Below are 24,821 nucleotides of genomic sequence, written 5' to 3' on the forward strand. Positions count from 1 at the left end.
ACCGTAGGGCACCGGGCACCGCACCCGCGTCACGAGAGGCCCTGGCGCTCAGGTGGCGTCGAGCCACGCGAGCACCGCCAGGACCCGGCGGTTGTCGTCGAGGGCCGGCGGCAGGTCGAGCTTCGTCAGGATGTTGTTGATGTGCTTGTCGACGGCCTTCTCGGTGACGTGCAGCCGGGTGGCGATGGCCGCGTTCGAGCGGCCCTGGGCCATGAGCGAGAGCACTTCCCGCTCGCGGCCGGTGAGGCGGTCGAGCGGCCGGGCGCTGAGCAGCCCGGCCACCACCTCCGGATCGAGCACGGTGCCGCCCGCGGCGACCTGGCGCACGGCCGCCACGAAGCCGTCGACGTCGACGACCCGGTCCTTGAGCAGGTAACCCACCGATCCGGTGCCCCCGGCCAGCAGCTCGCGGGCGTACAGCGGCTCGACGAACTGGCTGAGCACGAGGACGGGCAGGCCGGGCCGGGCCGACCGTGCCCTGACGACCGCCTCCAGACCTTCGGTGGTCAGCGTCGGGGGCAGGCGCACGTCCACGATCGCGACGTCCAGATCGTCGCGGGTCAGCGCGGCGGCGAGCGCGTCGGCGTCGGCGACGGCGGCGACGACCGTGATGCCGCAGGCCTCGAGGATCCTGGTCAGGCCGACGCGCAGCAGCATCTGGTCCTCGGCCACGAGGGCTCTCAGCGGGTCTGGCACCGCACCTCCATGCGCACCTCGGTGCCGCCGCCGGCGGGGCTCGTCACGGACATGGTCCCGTCGAAGGCGGCCAGTCGCCGTGCCACCCCGGCCAGGCCGCCGCCACGCGGGTCGGCACCGCCACGGCCGTCGTCGCCGACGGTCAGCCGCAGCGTCTCGCCGTCGTGCTCGCCGACGACCCAGGCCCGCGACGCCCGGGCGTGCTTGGCCACGTTGGCCAGGCACTCCGCGACGGCGAAGTAGGCGGCCGACTCGACCGGCGCGGCCAGGCGGGGCAGGCGCAGCGCGACGGTGACGGGAATGGGTATCGGTATGGCCAGCGCTTCGACGCCCCAGGCGAGCCCACGGTCGGCCAGCACCGGCGGGTGGATGCCGCGCACGAGCGTGCGCAGGTCCTCCAGCGCGCTCACCGTCGTCTGCCGGGCCTCGCGCAGCAGCTCGACGGCCGAGTCCGGGTCGGTGTACACCAGCTTCTCGGCCAACCCGACGTTCATGCCCGCGGCGGCGATCCTGGCCTGCGCGCCGTCGTGCAGGTCGCGTTCGATCCGGCGGAGCTCGGCCGCGTTGTGGTCGACGGTCGCGGTGCGGGACTCGACGACCTGATCCACCCGCCTGCGCAGCTGCTCGCTGCGGGAGTGGCCGAGGATGGCCTGGTCGGTGCGCAGGCGGGCACGGACCATCGGCACGGTGACGAACCACCATCCCAGCAGGGACGGCCCCACCAGCAGGCAGGCCGCGGCGGTCCACAGCAGGCTGCCCTGGGCCGCGCCGATGACGATGTGGACCGGCGGGCCGGCCAGCAGCAGCGCTGGCAGCAGGGACATGAGCAGGCCGCCGGTGCCGGAGAACCAGCAGAACGCGAAGTCGCGCCACCGCGCCGGGTCGCGTACCCAGACCATCATGGTGGTGATCGGGTTGCTGCCGGTGGTGTCGGCGTATCCGGCGGCGACGGGCTCATCCAGCAGCCGCGCCGCGACGGCGCGGTGCGCCCGGGCCAGGCGCGCCGCCAGCGGGACGAGCAGCCACAGCATCAGGAACCCGGTCAGCGACAGCAAAGCCGGGAACGCGCCGGTCATGAGCAGGGCCAGCACCAGCGCCGCGATCCCCGCCACCGCGTGGCCGGCCGACAGCGCGGTGAGCCGCAGCCGTTCGAGGACCCCGGCCCGGCCGACGGCGGTGGCCGGCACCGCGGTCAGCGGTGCCGGCCACGCCTGCGAGGTCCCCATGACCCGAGAGTCTCTCACCGGGCCGGCCGGCGCTGCGCGCCCCAGGCTGCTGCGACCGCCAGCGCCGCCGCCACGGCTGCGACCGCCGGCACCAGCCACAGCTGGCCGTCGGGCACCACCCCTTCGTGCCGGACGATCGCGTACGGCACGGCCGTCGCTGACGCGCCCAGCAGCCCGAGCGCGATCCCGATCACGGACACGACCGCCGCCTCCAGGAGAACGCCGGTGCGCACCTGGCCGCGGGTCGCGCCGAGCCGCCAGAGCCGGTCCAGCTCGGCCCGGCGGCCGACCACCGCGGCGACGGCCGCGTTGACCACCATGATGGCGGCGAACAGGCAGATCATCCCGATGACCACCGAGTTGAGCGTGGTGATGGTGTCGCCCACGCCCTCGGGATCGCGGGCGGCGGTGAGCGTACGGCTGTCGATACCGACCATCAGCAGCGTGCCGACGGCGGTCGACACGAACACGATGACCGGGGCGAGCATCGCGGCGAACAGATGGGCCCGCCGGGTCGTGTTCTCAGCGGCCAGGTAGCCGCTGCCGGAGCCGGCCAGCAGCGGGCGCAGCGGCCCGGCCAGCAGCCGCAGCAGCACCGGCGCCAGCGTGGCCAACCCGACCCCGGCCACGATCGACGCCGATCCCGACGTCTGCATCGCGGCGTACGCGTCAGCGGACTTGCCGGTGACGGTGACGGTGACGACCGCCGACACCAGACCCGACGCGATCAGCACAGCCCCGATCAGGGTCCGCCACCAGCGCATACGGTGCACCGGAACCTCCGCCCGGCGCAGTGAGAACGCGGCGGCGCCGCGAGTGGCACGCCCCGACGAGATCACCGCGGCGACCACGCTGACCAGCACGACCAGCCCCGCCGCCGCGGACAGCGACTCCGGGCCGCCGCCGTAGGCCGACGCCGCCGAGATCAGGCCACCGCGTTGCAGGGCGTCGAACAGGACCCGGCCGCCGACCGCGGCCACCCCGGCACCGGCGGCCGCCGCGAGCAGCGTCACGGCTGCGGCCTCGTACACGATCAGGGCCCGCACCTGCCGGGGGGTCGCGCCGATCGTCCGCAGCAGCGCGGCCTCGCCGATCCGCTGCTCGGCGACGATGCCGACGGTCGAGACCACGGAGAACAGCACGATCAGCGATCCCCAGCTGCCGACGACGGCGCCCATGATGATCAGCAGCTCGCGGTCGGCGTCGTGCGCACCGGCCGCCGACTGCACCAGGGTGGCGAAGGATGCCATCAGCGCCGAGCCGAGCAGGACGGCCGCCAGGGTCGCCGCGGCTGCCGGGATGCGGTGGCGCAGCGAGCGCAGTGCCAGCGCGGTCATCGGGCCGCCCCGATGAGCTGGTCGAGGTGCGCCAGCTGCGCGGCGACGGCGTCGGCGGTGGGGGCGGTCATCCGCCCGGCGACCTTCCCGTCGACCAGGAACACGACGGTGTCGGCGCAGGAGGCCGCCACCGGGTCGTGGGTGACCATCACGGTCGTCTGCCCGAGTTCGTCGACGGCGGCGCGCAGCAGCTGCAGCACCTCGCGTGCGGTCGTGCTGTCGAGCGCGCCCGTCGGCTCGTCTGCCAGCAGCACGGCGGGCCGGATGACCAGCGCCCGGGCGATGGCGACCCGCTGCTGCTGGCCTCCGGAAAGGGCACCGGGCAGGTGCCCGGCCCGATTCTCCAGCCCCACCCGGGCCAGGGCCTGCCGCACGGCCCGCGGGTCGGCGCGCCGGCCGGCCAGGCGGGCGGGCAGCGCCACGTTCTCTTCCGCGGTCAGGTACGGGACGAGGCTGAAGTCCTGGAACACGAAGCCGATGCGGTCGCGGCGCATCCGGGTGCGCCGGGCCTCGTCCCAGCACGTGACGTCGACGCCGTCCAGCAGGACGCGGCCGGACGTCGGTTGCTCCAGGCCCGCCACGCAGGCCAGCAACGTCGACTTGCCTGAGCCTGACGGGCCCATGACGGCCGTGAACGTGCCGCGGGCGAGGATGAGGTCGACGCCGACGAGCGCGTCCACGGTGCCCGCGCCGGACCCGTGCCGTTTGGTGAGCGCCTCGACCGCGAGGGCGGGAGTGTTTTCGTTCATGCCACGACGCTAGGCAGCCGGCCGCAGGTGATCGATAGTGCTGATCCGTCACTGTCCGGTGGGGCTGGCCCCACCGCGGCGGACGCCGACCCAGCCCGGCTCAGCGGGCATTGCGCTCGCGCGCCCCGACCGCGAGCTGTAGCGTTCGGCGTCGCATCCGCTGGAGGAGATCACGCTGGCGGGCCGGCTGATTGTCCGCCGCCGACGCGACCAGGCTGGACGCCGCCGACGCTGAGCAGGACGGGTCGAACGCCACCAGGGCGTGCACGCCGGTGACGTCAGGAAGACGTCAGGCAGAAGGGGTGGCCAGCCGGATCCAGGAATACCCGCCAGCGTCCGCCGCCGGGCTGATGGTCCGGTTTGGTCGCACCGAGTTCCAGCGCCAGCTCTTCCATCGCATCGAGGTCGTCAGCGCGGAAATCCAGGTGGAACTGTTGTGGCACGTCCTGACCCGGCCACTGCGGAGCCCGGTATCCGTCAACCCGCTGGAATCCCAGATCACAGCCGGAGTCGTCCGTCAGAGCGACGAACTCGCTCGTGCTGAAGAGTTCGCGCATCCCGGTCAGCGCACCGTAGAAGCCCGCCAGCGTCTGCGGGTCGGCACAGTCCAGCGTCACCCCTCGCAGTTCAGCGCCTGGCACTGTCCGCTCCTTCGCGTCCGCGCGGCTGTCTCGGTAAGCCGCCGCTGCACGCGATCACCAGCCCACAGCCACACCGTACTCGCCACATCCACCGCTGAAGTAGCGGTTTACCCTTGCCTCAGCGCAACGGGCGGCTGTGCCCGGCGCTTTCGGTACGCGTGCCAGGCCCGTACGTCGCCGCGCTGGAGTTCCGTGTCGCGTCGGCGAGATAGCGCTGCGCGGCCCGGCAGGACCGCGCCAGCGATGGGGTGTGCCTGACCCGATGGGCGTCAAGACCGGTGCTGACCGGCGACGGGCCCGGTGGGGAGCACGACGCGCGGTGCGGGGGTCAGCCCCCGGGCGAACCCGGGGGTCGGCCGCATGGTTCGGCGAGGTGGCTTCCGGAAGGCTCATGGGCGGCTTTGACGTGCTGATCCGTGTTCTGGAGCGTGCCATGACCATCCTCAAGACAGCCGCCGGTGCGATAGGCGGCCGGCACCGCCCGCTGACGGCCAACGCAATGGCCATGTTCACCCTGGTGCTGCTGTGCGCCGTGGGTATGTTCACCGATGACCGCATGCTGCTGGGCGAGTCGGTGTGGCTGAAGCCTATGAAGTTCGGCTTCGCCATGGGAGTGTACGGCCTGACGCTGGCGTGGCTGCTCGGCAGGCTGCACCGGGGCAGACGCCTCGGCTGGTGGCTGGGCACCCTCTTCGCCGTCGCCGGGCTGCTGGACGTCGGCGCCGTCGTCTACGCCGCCGCCAACGGCACCGTCAGCCACTTCAACGCCAACACCGACCCGGTCGCCGAGACCGTGCGGACGGTGTTCAACTTCGGTGTCCTGCCGCTGCTGCTCACGACCCTCGTCATCGCCGTCCTGGTCCTGATCCAGCGGCCCGGCGACCGTGCGCTGACCCGTGCCCTGCGCGCGGGGCTAGGGCTCGCCGTCGCCGGCATGGTCGTGGCCGTCTGGCTGAGCAACTCCGACGCCGCGCCCCGCACGGTGACCGACGCCAACGGGAACGTGGTGACGATGAACGGCGGCCACGGCATCGGCGACCCCGACGGCAGCGGCATGGCCGTCACCCACTGGAGCACCACCGGCGGCGACCTGCGCGTGCCGCACTTCGTCGGGTTGCACGGCATCCAGCTGCTGCTGCTCGTCGCAGGCGTACTGAGCGTGCTCGCGGCCCGGCGCGGCTGGCTGCGCGACGAACGCGTCCGCGCCCGGCTGGTGGGTGTCGCCGGACTCGGCTACACCGGTCTGTTCGCGGTGCTGACCTGGCAGGCCAGGCGGGGTCAGTCGGTGATCCACCCCGACTGGCAGACGTCGCTGGCCTTCGCGGTGCTGACGGTGGCGGTCCTGTGGGCGACCGCCGCCGTGGTCGCCGTCGCGCGCAGACGCGCTGAGCCGCGCCTGCTCCGTACAACGGAGACAGAGCCGCGCCTGCTCGACATCGGTGCGACAGGTCGGTGAGACGGCAGGCGATAGGGGAGGTGGGCACGTGCCGTGGCCGTTAAGCTCTGCGGACGTGGTGCGATGGACCAATACTCCGATCTTCGGCTGCTACATGGGCGTGCGGGCCACGGTCGAGGTCGAGCAGGCGGCCGTGCGTGAGGTGGTGCTGTCCGACGGGTTCGTGCAGCACGAGCCGGACTACCCCATGGGCGCGGACGAGATCGCGGAGATCGAGGCCAGGGCGCTGGCCGGCGTGCGGTCGGCTCTGGACGATCTGGAGCCGCACGTCGGTCCGCTGGGAGTGGTGCTGGTCCGGCACGTGGTCCATCCGATCGACTCGTCCTGGGGGGGCATCCACTCGGCCGCCTCGCGGGCGGTGCGGGAGTCGGTCGAGCAGCTTCCGGTTCCCGTGGGCTTCGCCCGGCACTGGCTCGCAGCCACCGCGGAGCCCGGCGGACGGGTACGGGCGCGGGTCACCAACCCGGCCGACGTCGGCAGCGACGTGGGCGGGGCGAGAGTGACCGTCGAGGTGGAGCGCGTGCCGGCGCGGGAGGTCGCGGTCGGCCGCGGCTTCGTCGTGGTCTCCGACGCCGACCGCGAGGCCGTCACCGAGGCGCGGGTGGCCGAGCTGGAGCAGGGTGCCGTGCGCGCGGTCCACACGATTCTGGACGAGATGGAGTCCACGACGGGTCCGTTGCGCGTCAACCTCGTCCGGCACCGGTTCCGTCCCGTGGACTCCACGGGCTCGGCGATCGCGGCTGCGCTCGCCCGCGGTCTGCGCAGGGCGGTCCAGGAACTGGACTCGGCGCAGGCGGACACGCTGAGCGGGCCGTACATCGGCTGACGGGGCGGCGGCCGCTCGCGCGGCTCTGCGGACTCCTAGGCGGGTGATCCGGGTTCAGGGCGTAGCCTCACCCGGGCCGGGAGCGCAGCCGGTGCGAAGTCGGGCTGGGACGGTTCACCGGGCCCGGATACCATCGCGCCGATGATCGCAGACGGCGACGGTTGCAACTTCCGCGTGCTCGGCCCGGTGGAGGTCGTCGCGTCCGGTGCTCCGGTGCGGTTCGCCCGCCGGCAGCAGCTCGACCTCGTCGCCTTCCTCATGCTGCGGGCCGACCGGGTCGTGGCCACCGGTGAGATCGTCGAGGCGATGTGGGGCGGGGCCGCCCCGCGCACGGCGGGTGTCCAGGTGCAGAACATGGTGTCGGCGCTGCGCGCGGCCCTGCACGACGGGGACGGGCCACTGGCCACGGTGGACCGCCAGGCGGCGGGATACGCCCTGCGCATCACCGCCGGGCGGCTCGATCTGGCGGTCTTCGAGCAGCTCGTCCGCCGGGCCCGCGTGGCGGCGACACCGGCCGACGCCGCGGTCCTGCTGCGCGAGGCGCTCGGGCTGTGGCGCGGCACGGTGCCGCTGGCCGGGGTGCGGGCCGCGTTCGCCACCGCCGCGCGGGCCTACCTGAGCGAGCAGCGGGACACGGCGCTGGAGCAGCTGTTCGACGCGGAACTCGGCTGCGGCAACCACGCGGGGATCGTGCCGGCGCTCACCGACGCGGTCGCGGCCAACCCGGTGCGGCAGCGTTTCGTCGCCCAGCTGATGATCGCCCTGCATCGCGGCGGCCGGGTCACCGACGCGCTTGGCGCGTTCCGCAGCGCACGCCGGGTCCTGTCCGGCGAGTACGGCCTGGACGTCGGCCGTGACCTGCGCGACCTGGAGCGGCGCATCCTGCGCGGCGACAACACGCTCGACGCGCCGGTCGAGCGGCAGCAGGCGGTGGTGCCGACGCGATCCGATCACGACGTAAGCCGCGCCGCCGTCCTGGTGCCCGCGCAGCTCCCGCTCGACGTACGCGGATTCGCCGGTCGCGCCGCCGAGCTGGCCCGCCTCGACGAGCTCGCCGCGGGCGCCGGGTCGGCCGCCACGGCGGTGGCCGTCGTGGTCGGCACGGCCGGGGTGGGCAAGACGGCCCTGGCGGTGTACTGGGCGCAGCGGGCGGCGGCGGCGTTCCCCGACGGGCAGCTGTACGTCAACCTGCGCGGGTTCCATCCGGGAGCCAGGCCGATGGACCCCGGCGAGGCGCTGCGTGGCTTCCTCGACGCACTCGGCGCCGCTCCGGAACGGGTGTCCGCGGGCCTGGACGCGCAGGCGGCGCTCTACCGCAGCATGGTGGCGGGCCGCCGGGTGCTGGTGCTGCTCGACAACGCCGTCGACGCGGAGCAGGTCCGGCCGCTGCTGCCGGGCGGGCGCGGCGGGATGGTCCTGGTCACCAGCCGCGATCAGCTGATCGGCCTGATCGCGCGGGAGGGCGCGGTCCCGGTCACGCTCGGCGTGCTGCCCGCCGCCGAAGCCCGGGAGCTGCTCAGCGCCCGGCTCGGGGCGCAGCGGGTGGACGCCGACCCGCAGGCCGCCGACGAGATCGCGGCCCACTGCGCGCGCCTGCCGCTCGCGCTGGCGATGGTCGCCGCGCGCGCCGCGGTCAACCCGGCCTTCCCGCTCGGTTCCCTGTCGGCGGAGCTGTCCGCGGCGCGCGGGAGCCCGCACGGCCTGGACGGCGACTACTTCACCACCGACGTCCAGGCCGCGTTCTCCTGGTCCTACCGGCGGCTGAGTTCCCCGGCGGCGCGGCTGTTCCGGCTGCTCGGTCTGCATCCGGGCCAGGACGTGGGGCTGGACGCCGCGGCGAGCCTGGCGGGGGAGCCGCCGCAGGAGGTCCGGCCACTGCTGGCCGAGCTGGTCCGCGCTCACCTGGTCACCGAGCACCTGCCGGGCCGGTTCTCGATGCACGACCTGCTCCGCGCGTACGCGGCGGAACTGGCCCGCGACACCGACAGCGGACCGGACCTGCAGGCGGCGCGGCGGCGGCTGCTCGCCCACTACCTGCACAGCGCATACGCCGCGGCGCTGCTGATCTATCCGCACCGGATCCGGCTGGAGCTGGTGCCGGCCGAGCCCGGCACGGCGGTGACGGCGTTCGCGGACGCCGAGCGGGCGTCGGCCTGGTTCGCGGTGGAGCACCCGGTGCTGGTGGCCGCGCTGAACACGGCCGCCGACGAGAACCTCGGCGTGCACGCGTGGCAGCTCGCCTCGGCGATGTCGACGTTCCTGGACCGGTCGGGGCACTGGCACGACTGGGTGGCGACACAGCGTACGGCGCTGGCCGTCGCCGAGCGCTGCACCGACCGGGTCGGCCGTGCCCATGCGCACGGCAGCCTGGGGCTGGCCTGCAACCGGTTGAAGCGCTACGACGAGGCGCACGCGCACCTGCGCCGCGCCGACGGCCTGTTCGGCGAGCTGGACGATCTGGTCGGGCAGGCGTACACGCACCTGCGGATGAGCCTGGTCCACGAGGGACAGGGCGACCGGCTCGCCGCGCTGGCCGACGCGCAGCAGGCCCTGTACCGGTTCAAGCGCGCCGAGCACCGCATCGGGCAGGGCCAGGCGCTCAACAGCATCGGCTGGCTGCACGCCCAGCTCGGCCAGTACGCCGAGGCCGTCGAACACTGCGAGCAGGCCGTCGCCGTGCACCGGGCGCTGGGCGACCGGGAAGGCCTGGCCAACGCGCTGGACAGCCTCGGCTTCGCGTACCACAGCCGAGGTGACCACCGGCGTGCCGTCGTGCACTACCGGCAGGCCCTGGTGGTGCTGCGGCGGCTGGACGACCCGTACTACGAGACGATCACCCTGACACACCTGGGCGACACGCACCATGCGGCGGGGGAGGGGCGCGCCGCCGCCGAGGCGTGGCGGCGGTCGCTGGCCAAGCTCGACGAACTGGGCCATCCCGACGCCCGCGAGGTCCGCGAACGGCTCGCCCGGCTCGACGGCGCCGAAGGCGTATGACGATCGGATGTGCTGCCGTGTGGCCGGATGGCCCACGATGAGGACACATTCATCCACCCGGATGTGAGAGACCGCGCGGGGTCGCCGGTCCTCCGCACCTTCCCTCCGCATACCCACCGTGCCGGGGCGCCCGTCGCCCGCGGCGGCTGCCCGGTGCCGTCAGGCGGCCGCGCGGCGGCGGACGCCACCACCGAACAAGGAGCGAGCATGAGGCAGAAACCCCCGATCGACAGCTGCGGCGGCGAGCCCGTGGACACCCTGAGCCGACGCGCACTGCTGCGGGCCGGCGTGCTGGGCGCGGGCGCGATGTCGGTGGGCGGTGTGCTGGCGCTGCCCGGCACCGCCCACGCCGCGCCGGCGATCTACCACCCGTTCAGCGGCTATTCGATCACCTGTTCCTGGGAGTGCCACCTGGCCCGGGGCTCGGCCGGCGGTGTCGACTTCGGCATGGGCGTGGGCACGCCCCTGCCCGCCTGCGGCGCCGGCACCGTGCAGAACATCGCCTACAACGGCAACGCCGGGCACACCGTCACCATCCACCACGGTGAGGGCTGGCGCAGCCAGTACCTGCACCTGTCGCAGTTCTCGCTGGCCAACAACACCTACGTCGGCGCGGGCACGATCGTGGGCCGCTCCGGCGGCGCGGCCGGAGCGCCGGGCTCGGGCAGCTCGACAGGCCCGCACCTGCACTGGCACATGCTCGACCCCAACAACAACTACGTGAACCCGCTGGTCTACATCGGTGCGAACCCGGGCGGGCGGCAGGTGTACGAGGCCGCCAGCAACACCGGCTGGCAGGCGCTGCCGGTCTCGGGCAGCGGCGGCGCGGTCATGGCCAGCGGACTCGCCGTGATCAACGTCAGTGGCACGAAGATCATCTACTCGTCGAACGGCGGCCAGATCTTCGAGGCGGCCAGCAGCACCGGCTGGCGCAACATGTCCACCGGGATCCAGGGCGCGCAGGGCACGGCGCTGGCCGCGCTCAACCTCAACGGCGAGAAGCTGATCTACAGCGTCGTCGGCGGCTACGTGCACGAGGCGAGCAGCAACAACGGCTGGCGCAACCTCAACAGCGGGATCGGCGGCGTGGGCAGCTCCTCCATCGCGGCGATCGCGCTCGGCGGCGTCAAGTACGTCTACAGCATCGTCGGCGGCTACGTGCACGAGGCGCACAGCGCCAACGGCTGGCGCAACCTGAACACCGGGGTGCCCGGCCAGGCCGTCGCCGCGATCACGCTGGGCACCACGAAGATCCTGTACGTGCTCAACGGCGGCTCGGTGTACGAGGCGGCCAGCAACGCCGGCTGGGCGAACGTGTGGACCGGCATCTCCGGAGTGGGCGGCGGCTCCATCGCCGCGCTGAACCTGGCCGGCGAGAAGCTCATCTACACCACCAGCGGCAACTACGTGTTCGAGGCGAGCAGCTACAACGGCTGGCGCAACCTCAACTCCGGCGTCCGCGGCTCCACGGCGGCGGTGCTGAGCAACGGCGGCGTCAAGCTCATCTACGCCGCGTGACACCCGGAGCGGGGAGCCCTTCGGCGAGCAGCGCCCCGGTAGAGCCCGAGCTCGCCGGGACCCGCTGAGATACGGATTTGGGGCACCCGCGCTCGCGGATGCCCCAAGCCGGCTCACGGAGCAGGTCTTGCGGCATCGACCGGGTGCAGGGCCGGAGCGTTGCCGTGACGAGCGGGTGCGGACAAGGCTGCCGCGAGCGCGACGGTGATGTAGAGCGCCTGCTCCGGGATGCGCTGCCACAGCGGTGAGGCCGGCTCGCCGCTGAACGGCACGTCGGAGACCGCGGCGTAGACGTTGGCGGGCAGCAGGAGCAGGAACAGGGCGGCCAGGGCCAGGCCGGCCGGTCGCCGGGTGCGGGTCACGACGAGGCCGAGCGCGCCGAGCAGCTCCAGCACCCCGGTGGCGTACACCATGGCGCTGGGGAAGGGTACGAACGGCGGCACCATGGCCACGAGGTCGGCATGGTTGGGCATGACGGTGACGCCGTCGGGGACGAAGTGCGCGCTGGCGGTCATGAGGAGCATGACCGCCAGCGCATGCGCCCCGGCGGCGGGCCAGCTTGCGAACCGGCGCACGCCCAGCGCGCCGAGCCCGCGGAAGAGCAGCAGTCCGATGAGCAGAACGGCGAGTACCACGACGACTCCTGCAATCTAGACATTGTCAAGGTTGGCTTGACGGTACGCTGGACGCGAAGAAGTTGTCAATGGCAAGATAGGTGTCCCGGCATCGGAAGGACGTGAGGGCGATCGGATACCACCACGGAGACCTGCGGCGCACCGTGCTCGCCGCCGCCGTCGACGCCATCGGCGAATCCGGCCTCGACAGCTGGAGCCTGCGCGAGCTGGCTCGCCGCGCCGGTGTCTCGCACGCCGCCCCCGCACACCACTTCGGCGACAAGGCCGGGTTGCTCACCGCCCTTGCCGCCGAGGGCTATGAGCTGCTCGCCGACGCCCTCGCCGCGGCGGGCGCCGACTTCCTCGAAGCCGGGCTGGCCTACGTGCGCTTCGCCGTGGAGCATCCGGTCCACTTCGGCGTGATGTTCCAGCCCAAGATCTACCGCGCCGACGACGAGGCGGTGCGGATCGCCCGCGAACGGGCCGGCAGCCTGCTGCGGCAGGGCGCGGAGACGGTCGGGTCCACTCCGGACGGCGGCGCGACCACCGCCCGTGCGGGCTGGTCCATCGCCCACGGCTTCGCCAGTCTGTGGATCGCCGGTGCCATCCCGGTCCCACCCGGCACCGATCCCCTGGAAGCAGCCCGGCCGGTCCTGTCCCGGCTTCTCGGCCGCTGAGCGCGATGCCGCGCGAGCGGGGGCCGCCCCGCTGGGCATCGTCGCCAAGGGCCCGTCGTGGTACCTCGTCGCCGACACCGAGGCCGGCCGAAGGGCTTCGACCTGGCCGAGAGCTGGCCGGGCCGGTGGCCCTCGGGGGTCGCACCCGAGATGCGGAACGCGTACCGGTAGCGCCGCTGCATCGGCCAGCCGTCGAGGAAGGCGTACTTCGGCACCGCCGTCGGGGTGCCCGTCACGACGAGCAACACCTGCCTCTCGCCCGACTGCGTCTGGAAGCTGAGCTGGCCGTCGTTGGAGGTGGTCAGCGGCCCGTAGCGGGGCACGTCGTTGCGGACCGCGACGAAGCCGAAGGTCCAGCCGTCGGCTCCGGTCACTCTCGCCACCTACCTCCCCATGGCCAAGAGGCTGAAGAACCACCTCGCCGGCCTGGAGCTGACGAAGCCGGAGCACCGAGTTGTGGATGCACAAGTTGTAGGTGGAGACGTTGTCGAGTCCATGACAGTCGACACAAGCAGCATCCGGGATCAGAGTGCACCGTGGAAACAGGCAGCGTTCGAAGCCACAGTAGGCAGGTCAACCATGCCGCGCACGCCACTCGTTATAGGCTGCCATCTGCTGCACGTCGAAGTTCTCCACAGGCCGGCTGCGAAGGCCGCGCATGCCGAAACTGACCGTGCTCCACAGCGGGTTGCTCCTCCACAGAGCCTGCAACGTCGGAAGGTGCTCCACCTCCCACAAGACCTCACGCAGGGCGTCGGCCATCGCAGGACCCGTCCGCCCGTGATAGACGCCGCTGCCCTGGGTGTTCAACTCCCCGATGTCGGCGAATGCGGCTTGATCTCGGAACACCATGTCGAGGCTGAGCTTCCAATGCTCAGGTGCATGTCCTGTCGGCGCGGGCCAGGCAGCTGAAGCATCCACGGTCAGATGCCTGCAGAACGACAGGCTCGGCAGACTGTCACTCCAACTCGGGCGGCCCCACGACACCTCGAACCCGTCCTCGCGCCCTGCCTGGTTCGGCTCCAGTCCGTCGACCTCGATCGCCAGGAACGCCCAGAAGACCCGCCAGGCCGACTCCGGACTTTCCACTCGATTCGGGTCCGAACGCTGATCGCGGATCATGTCCCGCAGGACCTCTGCCGCATCCGGCCACAACACGAGCACGCCACAAACTAGCAGCCGATCCATGGCGCTTCAGGGCAGAGCTTGCGGCCGAAACTCACCGATATTGATCATCGCTGACGGTGAACACCGGAGCCGAAACCGGCCGTCAGAATCAGCGCTCCGAGCCCGTTACCAGCACGTAGCACTCACGTGCAGGTAACTGGACCTCCTGCTCAGCTGGTGATGCGGCCCTCGGGCGTGTCCACGACAAAGCAGGCCGTATAGAGAATTTCCAGCAGGCTGGCCCGGACCAGGGAAAGTGCCTCGGCCGGCAGGTCTAGACGTACCCGGTGGTCACGCGGAAACCCCAGCTTGGCCGCTGCCTGGCGGTCCAACTCCAACGACAGCACCTGACCGATTAGCGTCCAAGCGCGCACCGCCCCGGTCGCCACCTCGCCAGCGCTGTTGATCACCTCGTCCACGTCGCCCCACCTGCTGTCATAACGCAGACGGATCATCATGACGTGCAACCCGCCCGCGGACAGGATCACCGTGGAGCCGTCGTCGGTCTCCCGGACGTCGGCCCGGTCGACGCGGGGCATATCCACAGCGACGACCGTAGCAACGTGTCTCACGGGCTGGCGGGCAGATTCCGCCAGCGGGAAGGAGACCCCTTCACGGGGCACGACGACCCTGCTACCTGCACATAAGCGCTACATGCCGCTGCCGTACAGTACGGCAGTCACGGTTCGCCTCTGTGCTGCCAGGATTCGCCTTAGGGTCCGGCGGAGCCGGGCTGATGCGCAGCCCGGGGTTCATCGCCAGGCCACACGCCGAGCGGCGATGGTGAGCGCATAGGAAGTATCCCGGGCACTCTGGATGTCAGGGTCCGTGGCGGTGCCGCCGTCGAGCGCGATGCCGACGCGCTCGGCGATCTCTGCTCGGTGGTGGACCAGTTGGCGGTCTTCCGTTAGGAGTACCGCGGCAGCAAGGGCGGCAAGGCGAGTCGTGGGGTCATCGTCGTGGAGGAACGGAGCTATGGCCGTGAACAGCGTTGGCCGCATTGCCAGCACAGCTGCCACGTCAGGATCGTCATGGGGGCTGTCTTCTGCGTCCCATATGAGATCTCTCAGCCAGATGATCAGTTCTGAGCGCAGTGGCGCTCGTCGGTCCTTCGGCTCTCGCCACCACCCGAACATGCAGTCGGTGGCGGTGCGGGGGTCGGCGAGGATCGCGGCTATGTACTGGGCCACCGGCACAGTAGCTGGGTAGATGCTGCTCTGGTGGCTTACTGGCTCCAGGTCGTCCAGGGCTTTTGATTGCGCGGCCGGGTCGGGGTCCAGAAGCGCACGAAGCGTAGCGGGGACCCACTGTGCATCCCCGATCGCTGTGTACAGGTCTGGATCGGCCCACTCGGTGTCTCGAAGCACGGCATTGGGCTCGGGCAAGCCGGTTGCAGTTGGACACGGCGAGGAGCGGTTGCCGGTCGTCACGGACGAAGACTACGCCGATCAAGAGGACGCACATGCGATGGCGGCGTTCTTCGAGCGGTCGCACGAGGTTAGCTGGAACGGCTGAGGTGCTCCAACTCGCGTCGGCGATAGTGGCTGGTCCGTGCGAGGGCTTGCGGGATGGGGCGCAGTAACCGCCCACAGCGGCCTAACCTCGCAGCGAGGAAGAGGCCCGCGAGCCCGGCCCTCAGGCCGGGTAGTTGAGCTGAAGACAGCGAAAGGGTGCCGATGCCTCGATGTGTATTAGGAGGCATCGGCGTCGGGTGTCGTCGGCTGGTGATCTTTCCGGCAAGCAAAGGATCAGGGGAGCAGCAAACCCCAGTAGAGCGACCAGGGCAGGAAGAGGACGCCGCCGGTGATCAGCAGACCAAGACGCAGCCGGTCGCCGGTCGCGGTACGCCAGGCGTACGCCGTCATCGCCGTGGCGATCACGGTGATCAGGGCGATGACCTGCAGCGCCAGCCAGAACACCGGGCGTCCGGCGAGCATCGGGCCAGGGGAGATGCCGCGCCAGTTCGCGCTGTCGACGACCGTGACGAAGTAGCCGGTGAACCCGAGGACCGCCAGCACGCCCACCCCGGCCAGAACTCGAGCGCAACGGGTCACGGCGACCGTACGCCGCCGGACCCTGCGGGCCACCGCGATGGCCGGGTACGCCAGGAACGTCACGAGCAGCACGGCGAGCACGGTCAACTGCGCCGGCCACGACTCCCACCACGCCGACGGCGCGAGGTCGCTGCTGATCGCCGCCTGGCCCGGAGCCGGGTCGGATTGCGCGGGCGGGACGTCCCCGGCGGCCACCGCCCGGACCCACTCGCCGACGATCTCCGCGTACCCCGGGTACAGGGTGTCGGTATACATCCCGTCCTCATCGAGAACCCGCAGCGTGTGCCCGGCCCCGGGCAGGAACCGCACGGTCAGCGGCGCGGTGACGGTACGGCGCAGCTCGGCGGCGCTCTCGGCGGGCGGGACCTGGGTGTCGTCGGTGCCGTAGACGGCGAGGACCGGCTTCGTGAGCGCCGACAGGGCCGGGGTCGGGTCGTGATCGGCCTCGGCGAACATGCCCGCGTCGTTCGCGAGCCGGTAGAGCCGGTCCGACAGCGTGTCGGCGAGGGCGCCGGTGACCCCGGCCGCGGCCAGCTTGTTGCGCATGTTCCAGTTCTGGACGCGCAGCGGGGACTGCGCCGGTGCGGACGCCAGCACCAGGAAGGCGATGTCGGCGGAGCGTCCGGCGGCGATCGGGTCGACCCAGCCGCCCTCGCTGATGCCCCACACGCCGACCGCGGCCGGGTCCACGCCGGGCTGGGCGCGCAGCACGCCAACGGCGGCCACCACGTCGTCGGCCAGCAGGAAGTATTCGGGCTGGTCGAGGGGCCGCTTGTCGTAGACGAGGACCGCGATGCCCTGCCGGGCGAAGGCGATCGCCTCCGGCGTGACGCCGGCCCGCCGTCCGTTGCCGGAACCGTGCACGAGCACGAGACCGGGCAGCTGGCCGGTCGCCTCGCGAGGGGAGTAGACCGTACCGGCAAGGGTCTTGCCGCCGGAGGCGGGAATCGCGACCTCCACGGTCGTGAGGCCGGCGGTGGCAGCTGCGGCCGCCGGACCGGCGGTCAGCGTTAGCGCTGCGGCCACGACCAGCGGCAGCGCCAGGACTCGAAGGCATCGTCTGAACATGCAACGATCTTCGAAGAACCCGCGTGCCTTGCCATCGCCGCCGAGAGCGGACTCCGCTCGGTGCCGCGAGGGATTCCGATCTCACTCTCCAGAGGGAGACGACCGACCGGCCACCACGAGACCCGACTCGTACGCCGCCACCACCGCCTGCGCCCGGTCGCGCAGCCCGAGCTTCGCCAGCACACTGCTGACGTGCGTCTTCACGGTGTGCTCGCTGACCACCATGGCTGCCGCGATCTCGGTGTTGGCCAGACCGCGGCCGAGCAGCTGCAGGGTCTCGCGCTCTCGCGGGGTGAGCCGGTCCAGCCCCGCCCAGGAGCCGGCCGGCGCGCCCTGCCCGCGAACCGCCGTCTCGATCAGCCGGGTGGTGATCGCCGGGGCGAGCAGCGACTCGCCGGCCGCGACGACCCGGACCGCCTGGACCAGCTCCGCCCGCCGGACGTCCTTGAGCAGGAAGCCGCTCGCCCCGGCTCGCAACGCGTCGTAGACGTGGTCGTCCTGGCCGAACGTGGTCAGCATGAGCACCCGGACCGGCTTGCCGTGGAGCCGCCGGGTCGCCTCGATGCCGTCCATGCCGGGCATCCGGATGTCCAGCACCAGCACGTCCGGCGCGTGCTCGTCGACCGCGGCGATCGCCTCGGCGCCGTCGGACGCCTCGGCCACGACCTCCATGTCCGGCTCCGCGTCGAGGATCATGGCGAACGCGCCGCGGACCAGCTCCTGGTCGTCGGCGACGACGATGCGGATGCCCATCAGGCCGGCACCGCCGGCAGCATGGCCCGGACCCGGAAGCCACGGCCGCCCGGCACGGCTCCCGCTGTCGCCGATCCGCCGCAGCTCACCGCACGCTCGCGGATGCCGTGCAGCCCGCGGCCCAGGCCGTCACCGGTGACCGTGCCAGCGCCGTCGTCGTCGACCGTGACGGCGAGGCCGTCGCCGCTCCAATCGAGGGCCACGATCACCGTACGGGCCCGCGCATGCTTCATCACGTTGGTCAACGCCTCCTGCACGATCCGGTACGCCGCGACCTCGCCGTCGGCGGTGAGCCTGCCAGGGTTGCCGGACACGGTGAGCGTCACCGGTACGGATCCGCTGCTCGACACCCGTTCGACCAGCTCGGGTATGTCGGCCAGGGTCGGCTGCGGAGCGCGCGTACTCTCCCCACCGGCCTCCAGCACACCGAGGATGCGCCGGAGCTGCCCCATGGCGTCCCGGCCGGCCGTGGCGATCGCGTCGAAGGCCGCCTCGGCGCGTTCCGGGCCCTTGCGCATCAGGACCGGGCCCGCCTCCGCCTGGGCGATCATGATGCTCACCCCGTGCGCGAGGATGTCGTGCATGTCGCGGGCGATCCGGGACCGTTCCCGCGCGGCCTCGAGTTCCCGCTCGCGTTCCAGGTGCAGCGCGCGTTCCCGCAGGATCCGCACGTGCTCCTGGCGGGAGGCCCAGGCCCGGCCCATCGCGTACGCCGTGGTCCACAACAGCGCGCCGCGGGCGGCCGTCTCCAGCGAGCCGGTGAAGAGGAACGCGCCCCACACGATGATCACGATGGCGCTGATCCGCTGCCACCTCGGTGCCTGCGCGGCGAGGGTGAACATGGCGATCAGCGCGCCGTACCACAGCGGCTGCCGTGGACCGTCCGGGACCAGGGTGTACGCCACCGCGGCGAGCTCACTCGCCATCAGCACCGCGAACGGGAACCGCCGCCGCAGGATCACCGGTAGAGACACGGCGACCGCCACGAGATAGCCGCCTGCCGGCCACGACCGGCCTGCCGGCGGATCCGCCGAAACGAACGGTGCGAGCTGGGCGGCCAGCGCGGCCAGCGCGAGTCCGATATCGACGGCCATCGGCGGCAGCAGGCGGAGCCGCTCCGCTACACCCGCCATCGGCCCAGCCCCCGGTCGACGGCGTCTCGGCTCCGCAGCCGAGGCGCATCACGCGGCACGCTGGCCATGAGCAGCTCGTCGTGCGCGGTGTCCCCATGCGGGATCGAAGCGATCCGGATCCCGAACACGTTCACCGGATCCCGGCAGACTCGGTTCCTTCGATCATGGGGGAGATCCTGCCGTCGTGAACACCCACGTGGCAAGCCGCGGTCGCCGCCCCGGCCGGTCCGAGGAACGGTGACGTGTCAGGTCGACACCATCGAGCCGCCGGTGACAGTCGCTGCGGTACGCAGGCAGGTCCCGGGCCCATCTCCAGCACGCGGATCACAGACTCTGGTGCTGTAGCCGGTCGCGACCCGCCCGCCGGCTGATCACCTCCTGGATCAGGCTCACCAGCACGTTCTTGACGTCATCGCGACGGCGGGCGTCGCAGTCCACGATCGGGAGGTCCGCGCCGACGCCCAGCGCCTCGCGTATCTCCTCGACGTCGAAGCGGGCCGCCCCGTCGAAGTTGTTCACGCCCAGCAGGAACGGGATGCTGCGCTCCTCGAAATAGTCGAGGGCGGGATAACAGTCCTGGATGCGGCGTGGATCGACGAGCACCACCGCACCCAGCGCCCCCTCGACCAGGTCGTCCCACAGGAACGCGAACCGGTCCTGTCCCGGCGTGCCGAACAGGTAGAGGATCACGTCGTCGTCGATCGTGATGCGCCCGAAGTCGAGCGCCACGGTCGTCATCGTCTTGTCCACCGCGAACACGTCGTCGACACCGAGCGACACCTCGGTCATGGCGGCCTCGGTGACCAGCGGCTCGATCTCCGAGACGGCGCCGACGAAGGTGGTCTTGCCGACCCCGAAACCGCCGCTCACGACGAACTTCACGGTGCTGACCGGTGCCTGCTGGGGTGCTGGCGGGCGGTGCTCAGAGGCTCCGTACACGGTCTCTGATCCTCTCGAGCATGTCGATGGTGATGTCGTTGGCCTGCTGGATCGTCACGAAGTTGCCGTTGACCAGATCAGCTACCAGGACCTTGGTCACGCCGAACGGGATCATGAGCGCGACCGCGATCTCGGCGACCGACCGGGGGGCCTGGCAGAGCTCGACGATGCGGCGCCGCTCGAACGTCAGCGGAGCGTGCAGGCTTGCGGGCACCGCGGAGACCAGCGTCTCCACCCTGAGCCCGTCCTGGACCGGGCGGGTTCGACCGCCGGTCATCAGGTATGGCCGAACCAGCGCCGTATCGTCGTCAGGTGGGGCAGCCGGTGGTGGCTGCCGGTGCGCCGCGCGGTGCGGATCGGACCACACCCGGCCCGGCGAGATCATGCGCGGATCCGGGATCCGCGGATCAGGGCTGTTCACCGCAGTGGTCTCCGGCTCGCGTCATCGGGGCAACGCCTGCCGTGCCTGCTCGATCAGCGACGGGGTGAGGACCGCACCCACCCGATCCTTGAGCAGCGCGATCTCGTACCCGATCAGGCCGACGTCGCAGTCGGCCTCGGACAGGACCCCGAGGCAGCTGCCGTCGGCGACCACCGAGACCAGCAGGAAACCCCGCCGCATCTCGATCATGATGAGTTTGAGTCCGTCGAAGTCGTAGCGCCGGGACGCGCTGCGGGCGAGGCCGGCCATTCCGGAGACGATGGCGGCGAGCTGATCGCCCGAAGCCCGGTCCAGGCCCTCGGATGCGGCGATGAGCAGGCCGTCGGAGGAGACCGCGACGGCGTCGCGTACGCCGTGGGTGTTGCGGACGAAGTTCGCCAGCAGCCAGCTGAAGGTCTGCGTACCGGACTGGCCCGGGTCGATGTGCACGGACGGGGCGGCGCCGCTGGAAAGACGTGTGGTCACGACGTTCTCTCTCCTACTCTTCGGACATGCGTGAGGTGGCCGAGCGGCTCTCGCCGCGTTGGGTGCCGGCACGGAAAGCGGAGAGCATGCTTCGTACGTCGTCAGGCCGCCGGTCGGCGGCCGCGGTCTGCACGGTGCCGGCCGGGGTGGGCGCCCCGCCCGCGCCGCCGCTCGGGACGGTCCGGGCCGCCCGGGGAAGTCGCTTGACCAGGCCGTTTCGGGTCCGGTCAGGGCCGCTGGGCGGAGCCGGCACGGGCGCAGCCCCCGGGGCCGAATCCCAGCCGGGACCGGGCCGGCCGGCAGCCGCCCTGACCGCCGTGGCGGCCTGCGCGGTGACGAGGGGCAGTGGAGTCACCAGGGGCAGTTCGGCCGTGCTGGCAACGCCGGATGCTGAGCTGCCTGCCGCCTGATCCTGAGCGGCTGGGGCACTGGCGATGGCAGCGGCGGCGGCACCGGCGGCGATCGCGGCATCAGGGGCGACCGCGGTATCGGTGGCGACCAGGCCGGCAGCGGCCGGCCCGGCGATGTCTGCCGAGGCCGCCAGGAGCCCGGCCGGCAGCACCAGGCGCGCGGTGATGCCGGTGACCGGCGAGTGTGCCAGCTCCACCGGCGCGCCGAGTTCCTGGGCCAGCCGGCCCACCACGTAGTGGCCGAGGAAGCGGGCCGGCCCGATCAGGAAGTTCTCCTCGCCACGCAGCCGGGCGTTGGCTTGGTCCAGCTCCGCGTTCGACATGCCCACACCCTGGTCGACGATCGCGATCAGGTAGCGGGTGCCGGTCCATCGGCCGTAGATCTCGACGTCCAACTCGGGCGGGGAGAAGGCGAGCCCGTTCTCGACCAGTTCGGCGATCATGTGGGCGACGTCGGTCGCCGCCGAGCCGGCGAGGTAGGCGTCGTCGATGCGGCGCAGCTCGACCCGCCGGTACTCCTCCACCTCGGCGAGCGCCGCCCTGATCACGTCCGCGACGGCCAGCGGCGTGGACCAGCGACGCGGGCTCGCCTCACCGACCAGCACCAGCAGGCTCTCCGCGTTGCGGCGCATGCGGGTGGCAAGGTGATCCAGCTCGAACAGGTTGGCCAGCGCGGAGGGATCGGGCTCCTCCCGTTCGAGCTGACTGATGAAGCTGAGCTGGCGGCGTACCAGGTTCTGGTTGCGGCGGCCGAGGTTGGCCAGCGACGCGGTGGTGTTACGGCGCAGCAGCGCCTGCTCGGCGGCCAGCGTGTGGGCCACCTGCTGCACCCGGTCGAGCGCCTGCGCCACCAGGCGGATCTCCGCCCCGGCGCGGGCCGGCACCAGCACCGGCGGCGGCTCGTCCGGCTGCTCCTGGCTCGCGGTCTGGCTGTGCGCGCGGGAAAGGCGGGCCACTGCCTCCGGCAGCCGCCGGGACGCCACGTCCTCCGCCTCGCGGGCAAGCTCGGCCAGCGGCCTGGTGATGGAGCGCGCCGAGTTGACCAGCAGCAGCCCCTCGCCGACCAGCGCCAGCAGAGCCAGCGCCAGCAGCCCGGCGAGCTGGAACGCGGCCCGGCGTTGCAGCTCGCCGGCGCGGACCCGGGCATCCACGCCGACCTTCTGCTGCACAGCACGCAGATCGTCGACGAGCGTGGTCATCGAGTCCCACCACGAGCGCGGCTCGACCTGCAGCGCGCGGCCGTCGGCGGCAGCGACCGCGGCCTCCTCGTACCCGGCGGCCCGGACCGCGGCCACCGAGCGCAGCGCCGCGTCGGCCAAGGCCCGCTGCTGCGCAGTGGCCTCCTGGTCGAACCGGGCGAGCGCCGCCCGCTTGGCAGCCCGAATGTCGGCGAAGCGGGCGTACTCGTCGGCGCCCGCGGCACCGGACGTGGCGGCCTGCCGGAAGCGGCCGGCCGCGAAGACGCCGTTGAGGAAGCCGCGCTCCTTCGCCGCGGCCTCCTTCGCGTCGCCCAGCGCCCGCAGCGCGCCGAGATGGTGGCGCAGCCCGGCGTCGGCGGTCTCGTCGAAGCCGATGTTCTGGCTGTTCAAAGCGTTGATCGCGGCGGTGTAGGAGTCGAAGACCGCGGTCCGGTCAGCGCTGCCCGCATCCACCGAGCCGCGGATCGTCCCCTGGTCGTCGAGCAGGCTCAGCGCACCACGTACCGCGGCCGTCCCGGGCGTCGACTCGTCGGCGATCAGCCGGTCCAGCCGCGCCCGCGCGTCGTCGGCGTGCCGCCGCTGCGCGTCCACGTCGGCGCGATACCGGGACTCGCCGCCCAGCAGGCCGTTGGTCAGGCCGCGCTCGCGTTGCAGCTCGTGCACCAGATCCTGCACCGCCAGCGTGACCGCCACCTCGCCCGCGGTGGCGGCCGCGTCGAGGTAGGTCCGCACCACGCCGACGACGGAGAGGACGACCAGGGCCAGCATGGCGACCAGCGGGAGGGCCAGCATCCTGGCCATCCGGCCCCGGATCGTACGAGGTTGCCGCACCAGACCCTCCCGTTTCAGCGGCGACGGCCCGTGCGCGGTACGTGCGCGATGTCGAGCGCTCACCCGTGTCCCCTGCCGAGCCGACGAAGGGCACAGCGTGTGACGCGCGAGTTTCCGCTGAGGTGACCGGCCGGGTGCAAACGTTGAAAATCCTCTGCACAGTCCAGAGCGGACGATTGTGAAGGTCGGTGTGCCGCGCGCCGCCGGGCTGGTGAGGACACCGTGGTCATGGGGTCGGCCGAGCACAGCAAGTCGCGGCCGAGGACGTCCTGAGCCCGCCGGCCCGAACGCCGATGTGCGGGTCGCGGAGTGCAGCTCATCGGCGTGGCGTGCCGCTCGGCTGATCATCAACGTAGCCCGTTGTGATGACAGCGTGACGATGTGAGGGTTGGCGCCGCTGTGTCTGTAGGAGGGCGTCATGACAGATGAGATTGCAACCCGGCTCGCCGTCGTCGTCGCGGAACATCAGGCTCGCCGTTGCTATTGCAGGGTCTGTGCCGAGGCGAGAGCAGATCTGTCCCTGAACGGCCGGGACCACTCCGGCCACGTACTCGAAAGGGCCCGCAAATGACCGACCCCTGCATCGACCTGGTCAGTGCGCGGTGGCGCAAGTCCACCCGCTGCGACAACTCTGGACCGAATTGCGTGGAGGCTGCGTTCCTCGACGGCCACGTGGCTGTGCGCGACAACAAGGACCCGGGGGGTCCGGCGCTGGTGTTCGGTGATAGGGATTGGGCGTCGTTCGTGGCCGGCATGAAGGCCGGCGAGTTCGACCGCTGATACGTGGGAATGAGGGCGCTCCGGTGCCGTCGGCCGGGGCGCTCTTCCCTGCGTGGAAAGACCCGACCCTTCCCGCCTGCTGCGGATCCGGCGTATCCCTTTTGCCCCGCGGTCCGCGCTTATGAGCCAAATAGATCGTCAAGAAGCCGCAGCTCACCACAGGTAGTGGGTTATGGGCCTCATGTTCGTTTTATGACGGTTTCAACAGGGTGATTAAACACCTTTTGGTGAAATTCGGGAGTCCGGCACCAGAGCGAACTGACAGGGGCCGACGCCTGCGCCTGCCGGACGTCCGCGCGCCCTCGGCTGTGTCGGCTTTCACGGCCAGATAACTTGCATCTGAGATACCAGATAAATAGGTTCGCTGACGTGAGGCTGACCAAGGGGACCGACATCGCGTTGCGCGTCGCCATGCATCTCGCGGCGGCGGACGCAGACCCGCCGTCGCCGACGACGCGTCAGGTCGCCGACGCGGTCGAGGTTCCGTACACGCATGCGGCCAAGATCGTCAGTCGGCTGAGCGCCCTGGGGGTCGTGGAGACTCGACGGGGAAGGGACGGCGGGCTGAGGCTCACCGCCCTCGGACGCCGGGCCTCGCTGGGCTGGCTGGTCCGCGAGTTGGAGGGCGACGGAGACGTCGTCGGCTGCGAGGACTCGCCGCCGTGCCCGCTGCGGGGGCAGTGCCGACTGCGCTCCATGCTGCGCGAGGCCCAGAACGCCTTCTACTCCGCCTTGGCGCCTTACACCATCGGCGAGCTGGTCGACGCCCCGGTCGGTCCGGTGCTGCTGGGGCTGAGCCCCAGGCCCTGAACGATTCCCGCCTCCTCAAGGGCGGGCGGCGCT

23 protein-coding genes and 1 pseudogene are annotated in these 24,821 nt (G+C 71.8%); 7 read left to right on the plus strand and 17 right to left on the minus strand.

The window, feature by feature from the left end:
* Window positions 1-48: 48 nt before the first annotated feature.
* The 5 genes from CS0771_RS22705 to CS0771_RS22725 all read right to left on the minus strand — a co-directional run bounded on the left by CS0771_RS22705 (window position 49) and on the right by CS0771_RS22725 (window position 4,649).
* The gene (locus CS0771_RS22705; protein WP_212845984.1) at window positions 49-684 is read right to left on the minus strand and encodes a response regulator transcription factor; all 636 of its coding nucleotides are present in this window, start codon (window positions 682-684) and stop codon (window positions 49-51) included.
* Window positions 681-1,922 carry a sensor histidine kinase gene (locus CS0771_RS22710; RefSeq protein ID WP_244870960.1) on the minus strand — a complete coding sequence of 414 codons (1,242 nt, stop codon included), beginning with the start codon at window positions 1,920-1,922 and terminating at the stop codon, window positions 681-683. Before CS0771_RS22710 ends, CS0771_RS22705 begins: the two co-directional genes overlap by 4 nt.
* A 14-nt stretch (window positions 1,923-1,936) precedes the next feature.
* Window positions 1,937-3,259 carry an FtsX-like permease family protein gene (locus CS0771_RS22715; RefSeq protein ID WP_212842879.1) on the minus strand — a complete coding sequence of 441 codons (1,323 nt, stop codon included), beginning with the start codon at window positions 3,257-3,259 and terminating at the stop codon, window positions 1,937-1,939.
* Entirely contained in the window at window positions 3,256-4,008 is a 753-nt protein-coding gene (locus tag CS0771_RS22720) for an ABC transporter ATP-binding protein (RefSeq protein WP_212842880.1), read from the minus strand. The genes CS0771_RS22715 and CS0771_RS22720 overlap by 4 nt, the downstream gene beginning before the upstream one ends.
* A 278-nt stretch (window positions 4,009-4,286) precedes the next feature.
* The gene (locus CS0771_RS22725; protein WP_212842881.1) at window positions 4,287-4,649 is read right to left on the minus strand and encodes a VOC family protein; all 363 of its coding nucleotides are present in this window, start codon (window positions 4,647-4,649) and stop codon (window positions 4,287-4,289) included.
* Between the two features lie 433 nt (window positions 4,650-5,082).
* Between CS0771_RS22725 and CS0771_RS22730 the strand changes: the two genes are divergently transcribed.
* The 4 genes from CS0771_RS22730 to CS0771_RS22745 all read left to right on the plus strand — a co-directional run bounded on the left by CS0771_RS22730 (window position 5,083) and on the right by CS0771_RS22745 (window position 11,446).
* The gene (locus CS0771_RS22730; RefSeq protein WP_244870961.1) at window positions 5,083-6,105 is read left to right on the plus strand and encodes a hypothetical protein; all 1,023 of its coding nucleotides are present in this window, start codon (window positions 5,083-5,085) and stop codon (window positions 6,103-6,105) included.
* A gap of 55 nt (window positions 6,106-6,160) precedes the next feature.
* A complete protein-coding gene (locus CS0771_RS22735; protein ID WP_212842882.1) occupies window positions 6,161-6,931 on the plus strand; it encodes a hypothetical protein in 771 nt (256 codons plus the stop codon).
* A gap of 141 nt (window positions 6,932-7,072) precedes the next feature.
* On the plus strand, window positions 7,073-9,928 hold the full coding sequence (locus CS0771_RS22740; RefSeq protein ID WP_212842883.1) for a BTAD domain-containing putative transcriptional regulator: 2,856 nt from the start codon (window positions 7,073-7,075) through the stop codon (window positions 9,926-9,928).
* A 207-nt stretch (window positions 9,929-10,135) separates the two neighbouring features.
* On the plus strand, window positions 10,136-11,446 hold the full coding sequence (locus CS0771_RS22745) for a M23 family metallopeptidase (protein ID WP_212842884.1): 1,311 nt from the start codon (window positions 10,136-10,138) through the stop codon (window positions 11,444-11,446).
* Window positions 11,447-11,559: 113 nt separating this feature from the next.
* On the opposite strand, the gene CS0771_RS22750 is transcribed toward CS0771_RS22745, so the two are convergent.
* Window positions 11,560-12,081: a hypothetical protein gene (locus CS0771_RS22750; protein ID WP_244870962.1), complete on the minus strand. Its 522-nt coding sequence runs from the start codon at window positions 12,079-12,081 to the stop codon at window positions 11,560-11,562.
* A gap of 110 nt (window positions 12,082-12,191) precedes the next feature.
* Between CS0771_RS22750 and CS0771_RS22755 the strand changes: the two genes are divergently transcribed.
* Window positions 12,192-12,737: a TetR/AcrR family transcriptional regulator gene (locus CS0771_RS22755; protein WP_212845986.1), complete on the plus strand. Its 546-nt coding sequence runs from the start codon at window positions 12,192-12,194 to the stop codon at window positions 12,735-12,737.
* A 140-nt stretch (window positions 12,738-12,877) separates the two neighbouring features.
* Here CS0771_RS22755 and CS0771_RS39285 read toward each other — a convergent pair.
* The 11 genes and pseudogenes from CS0771_RS39285 to CS0771_RS22805 all read right to left on the minus strand — a co-directional run.
* Window positions 12,878-13,120: pseudogene (locus CS0771_RS39285) on the minus strand (DUF6055 domain-containing protein); the annotation flags it as partial.
* 190 nt (window positions 13,121-13,310) lie between these two features.
* Entirely contained in the window at window positions 13,311-13,925 is a 615-nt protein-coding gene (locus CS0771_RS22760) for a hypothetical protein (protein WP_212842885.1), read from the minus strand.
* A 149-nt stretch (window positions 13,926-14,074) separates the two neighbouring features.
* Complete coding sequence (locus CS0771_RS22765) at window positions 14,075-14,443, minus strand: hypothetical protein (RefSeq protein ID WP_212845987.1); 369 nt, start codon at window positions 14,441-14,443, stop codon at window positions 14,075-14,077.
* Window positions 14,444-14,656: 213 nt separating this feature from the next.
* Entirely contained in the window at window positions 14,657-15,334 is a 678-nt protein-coding gene (locus CS0771_RS22770; RefSeq protein WP_212842886.1) for a hypothetical protein, read from the minus strand.
* 318 nt (window positions 15,335-15,652) lie between these two features.
* Complete coding sequence (locus CS0771_RS22775) at window positions 15,653-17,026, minus strand: S9 family peptidase (protein WP_212842887.1); 1,374 nt, start codon at window positions 17,024-17,026, stop codon at window positions 15,653-15,655.
* A gap of 81 nt (window positions 17,027-17,107) precedes the next feature.
* Complete coding sequence (locus CS0771_RS22780) at window positions 17,108-17,779, minus strand: response regulator transcription factor (protein ID WP_212842888.1); 672 nt, start codon at window positions 17,777-17,779, stop codon at window positions 17,108-17,110.
* A complete protein-coding gene (locus CS0771_RS22785; protein WP_212842889.1) occupies window positions 17,779-18,912 on the minus strand; it encodes a sensor histidine kinase in 1,134 nt (377 codons plus the stop codon). Before CS0771_RS22785 ends, CS0771_RS22780 begins: the two co-directional genes overlap by 1 nt.
* Before the next feature lie 324 nt (window positions 18,913-19,236).
* Window positions 19,237-19,851 (minus strand): ATP/GTP-binding protein, encoded by a 615-nt coding sequence (locus tag CS0771_RS22790; protein ID WP_371821449.1) that lies wholly within the window; start codon window positions 19,849-19,851, stop codon window positions 19,237-19,239.
* On the minus strand, window positions 19,835-20,236 hold the full coding sequence (locus CS0771_RS22795; protein WP_256442828.1) for a DUF742 domain-containing protein: 402 nt from the start codon (window positions 20,234-20,236) through the stop codon (window positions 19,835-19,837). Before CS0771_RS22795 ends, CS0771_RS22790 begins: the two co-directional genes overlap by 17 nt.
* 57 nt (window positions 20,237-20,293) lie before the next feature.
* Window positions 20,294-20,716 carry a roadblock/LC7 domain-containing protein gene (locus tag CS0771_RS22800; protein WP_212845988.1) on the minus strand — a complete coding sequence of 141 codons (423 nt, stop codon included), beginning with the start codon at window positions 20,714-20,716 and terminating at the stop codon, window positions 20,294-20,296.
* A 55-nt stretch (window positions 20,717-20,771) separates the two neighbouring features.
* The gene (locus tag CS0771_RS22805) at window positions 20,772-23,168 is read right to left on the minus strand and encodes a nitrate- and nitrite sensing domain-containing protein (RefSeq protein ID WP_212842892.1); all 2,397 of its coding nucleotides are present in this window, start codon (window positions 23,166-23,168) and stop codon (window positions 20,772-20,774) included.
* A 597-nt stretch (window positions 23,169-23,765) separates the two neighbouring features.
* Between CS0771_RS22805 and CS0771_RS22810 the strand changes: the two genes are divergently transcribed.
* Together CS0771_RS22810 and CS0771_RS22815 are read left to right on the plus strand one after the other, a co-directional pair.
* Window positions 23,766-23,978: a DUF397 domain-containing protein gene (locus tag CS0771_RS22810; RefSeq protein ID WP_212842893.1), complete on the plus strand. Its 213-nt coding sequence runs from the start codon at window positions 23,766-23,768 to the stop codon at window positions 23,976-23,978.
* Between the two features lie 369 nt (window positions 23,979-24,347).
* The gene (locus tag CS0771_RS22815) at window positions 24,348-24,788 is read left to right on the plus strand and encodes an Rrf2 family transcriptional regulator (protein ID WP_212842894.1); all 441 of its coding nucleotides are present in this window, start codon (window positions 24,348-24,350) and stop codon (window positions 24,786-24,788) included.
* Window positions 24,789-24,821: the final 33 nt, after the last annotated feature.

The sequence above is a fragment of the Catellatospora sp. IY07-71 genome, assembly GCF_018326265.1.
Taxonomy (GTDB): domain Bacteria; phylum Actinomycetota; class Actinomycetes; order Mycobacteriales; family Micromonosporaceae; genus Catellatospora.

Excerpts from the sequence above, each read along its gene's own strand:
- CS0771_RS22710 (WP_244870960.1), bottom strand. The coding sequence starts at position 1,922 with ATGGGGACCTCGCAGGCGTGGCCGGCACCGCTGACCGCGGTGCCGGCC.
- CS0771_RS22715 (WP_212842879.1), bottom strand. The coding sequence starts at position 3,259 with ATGACCGCGCTGGCACTGCGCTCGCTGCGCCACCGCATCCCGGCAGCC.
- CS0771_RS22720 (WP_212842880.1), bottom strand. The coding sequence starts at position 4,008 with ATGAACGAAAACACTCCCGCCCTCGCGGTCGAGGCGCTCACCAAACGG.
- CS0771_RS22730 (WP_244870961.1), top strand. The coding sequence starts at position 5,083 with ATGACCATCCTCAAGACAGCCGCCGGTGCGATAGGCGGCCGGCACCGC.
- CS0771_RS22740 (WP_212842883.1), top strand. The coding sequence starts at position 7,073 with ATGATCGCAGACGGCGACGGTTGCAACTTCCGCGTGCTCGGCCCGGTG.
- CS0771_RS22745 (WP_212842884.1), top strand. The coding sequence starts at position 10,136 with ATGAGGCAGAAACCCCCGATCGACAGCTGCGGCGGCGAGCCCGTGGAC.
- CS0771_RS22760 (WP_212842885.1), bottom strand. The coding sequence starts at position 13,925 with ATGGATCGGCTGCTAGTTTGTGGCGTGCTCGTGTTGTGGCCGGATGCG.
- CS0771_RS22765 (WP_212845987.1), bottom strand. The coding sequence starts at position 14,443 with ATGCCCCGCGTCGACCGGGCCGACGTCCGGGAGACCGACGACGGCTCC.
- CS0771_RS22775 (WP_212842887.1), bottom strand. The coding sequence starts at position 17,026 with ATGTTCAGACGATGCCTTCGAGTCCTGGCGCTGCCGCTGGTCGTGGCC.
- CS0771_RS22780 (WP_212842888.1), bottom strand. The coding sequence starts at position 17,779 with ATGGGCATCCGCATCGTCGTCGCCGACGACCAGGAGCTGGTCCGCGGC.
- CS0771_RS22785 (WP_212842889.1), bottom strand. The coding sequence starts at position 18,912 with ATGGCGGGTGTAGCGGAGCGGCTCCGCCTGCTGCCGCCGATGGCCGTC.
- CS0771_RS22795 (WP_256442828.1), bottom strand. The coding sequence starts at position 20,236 with ATGATCTCGCCGGGCCGGGTGTGGTCCGATCCGCACCGCGCGGCGCAC.
- CS0771_RS22805 (WP_212842892.1), bottom strand. The coding sequence starts at position 23,168 with ATGGCCAGGATGCTGGCCCTCCCGCTGGTCGCCATGCTGGCCCTGGTC.
- CS0771_RS22810 (WP_212842893.1), top strand. The coding sequence starts at position 23,766 with ATGACCGACCCCTGCATCGACCTGGTCAGTGCGCGGTGGCGCAAGTCC.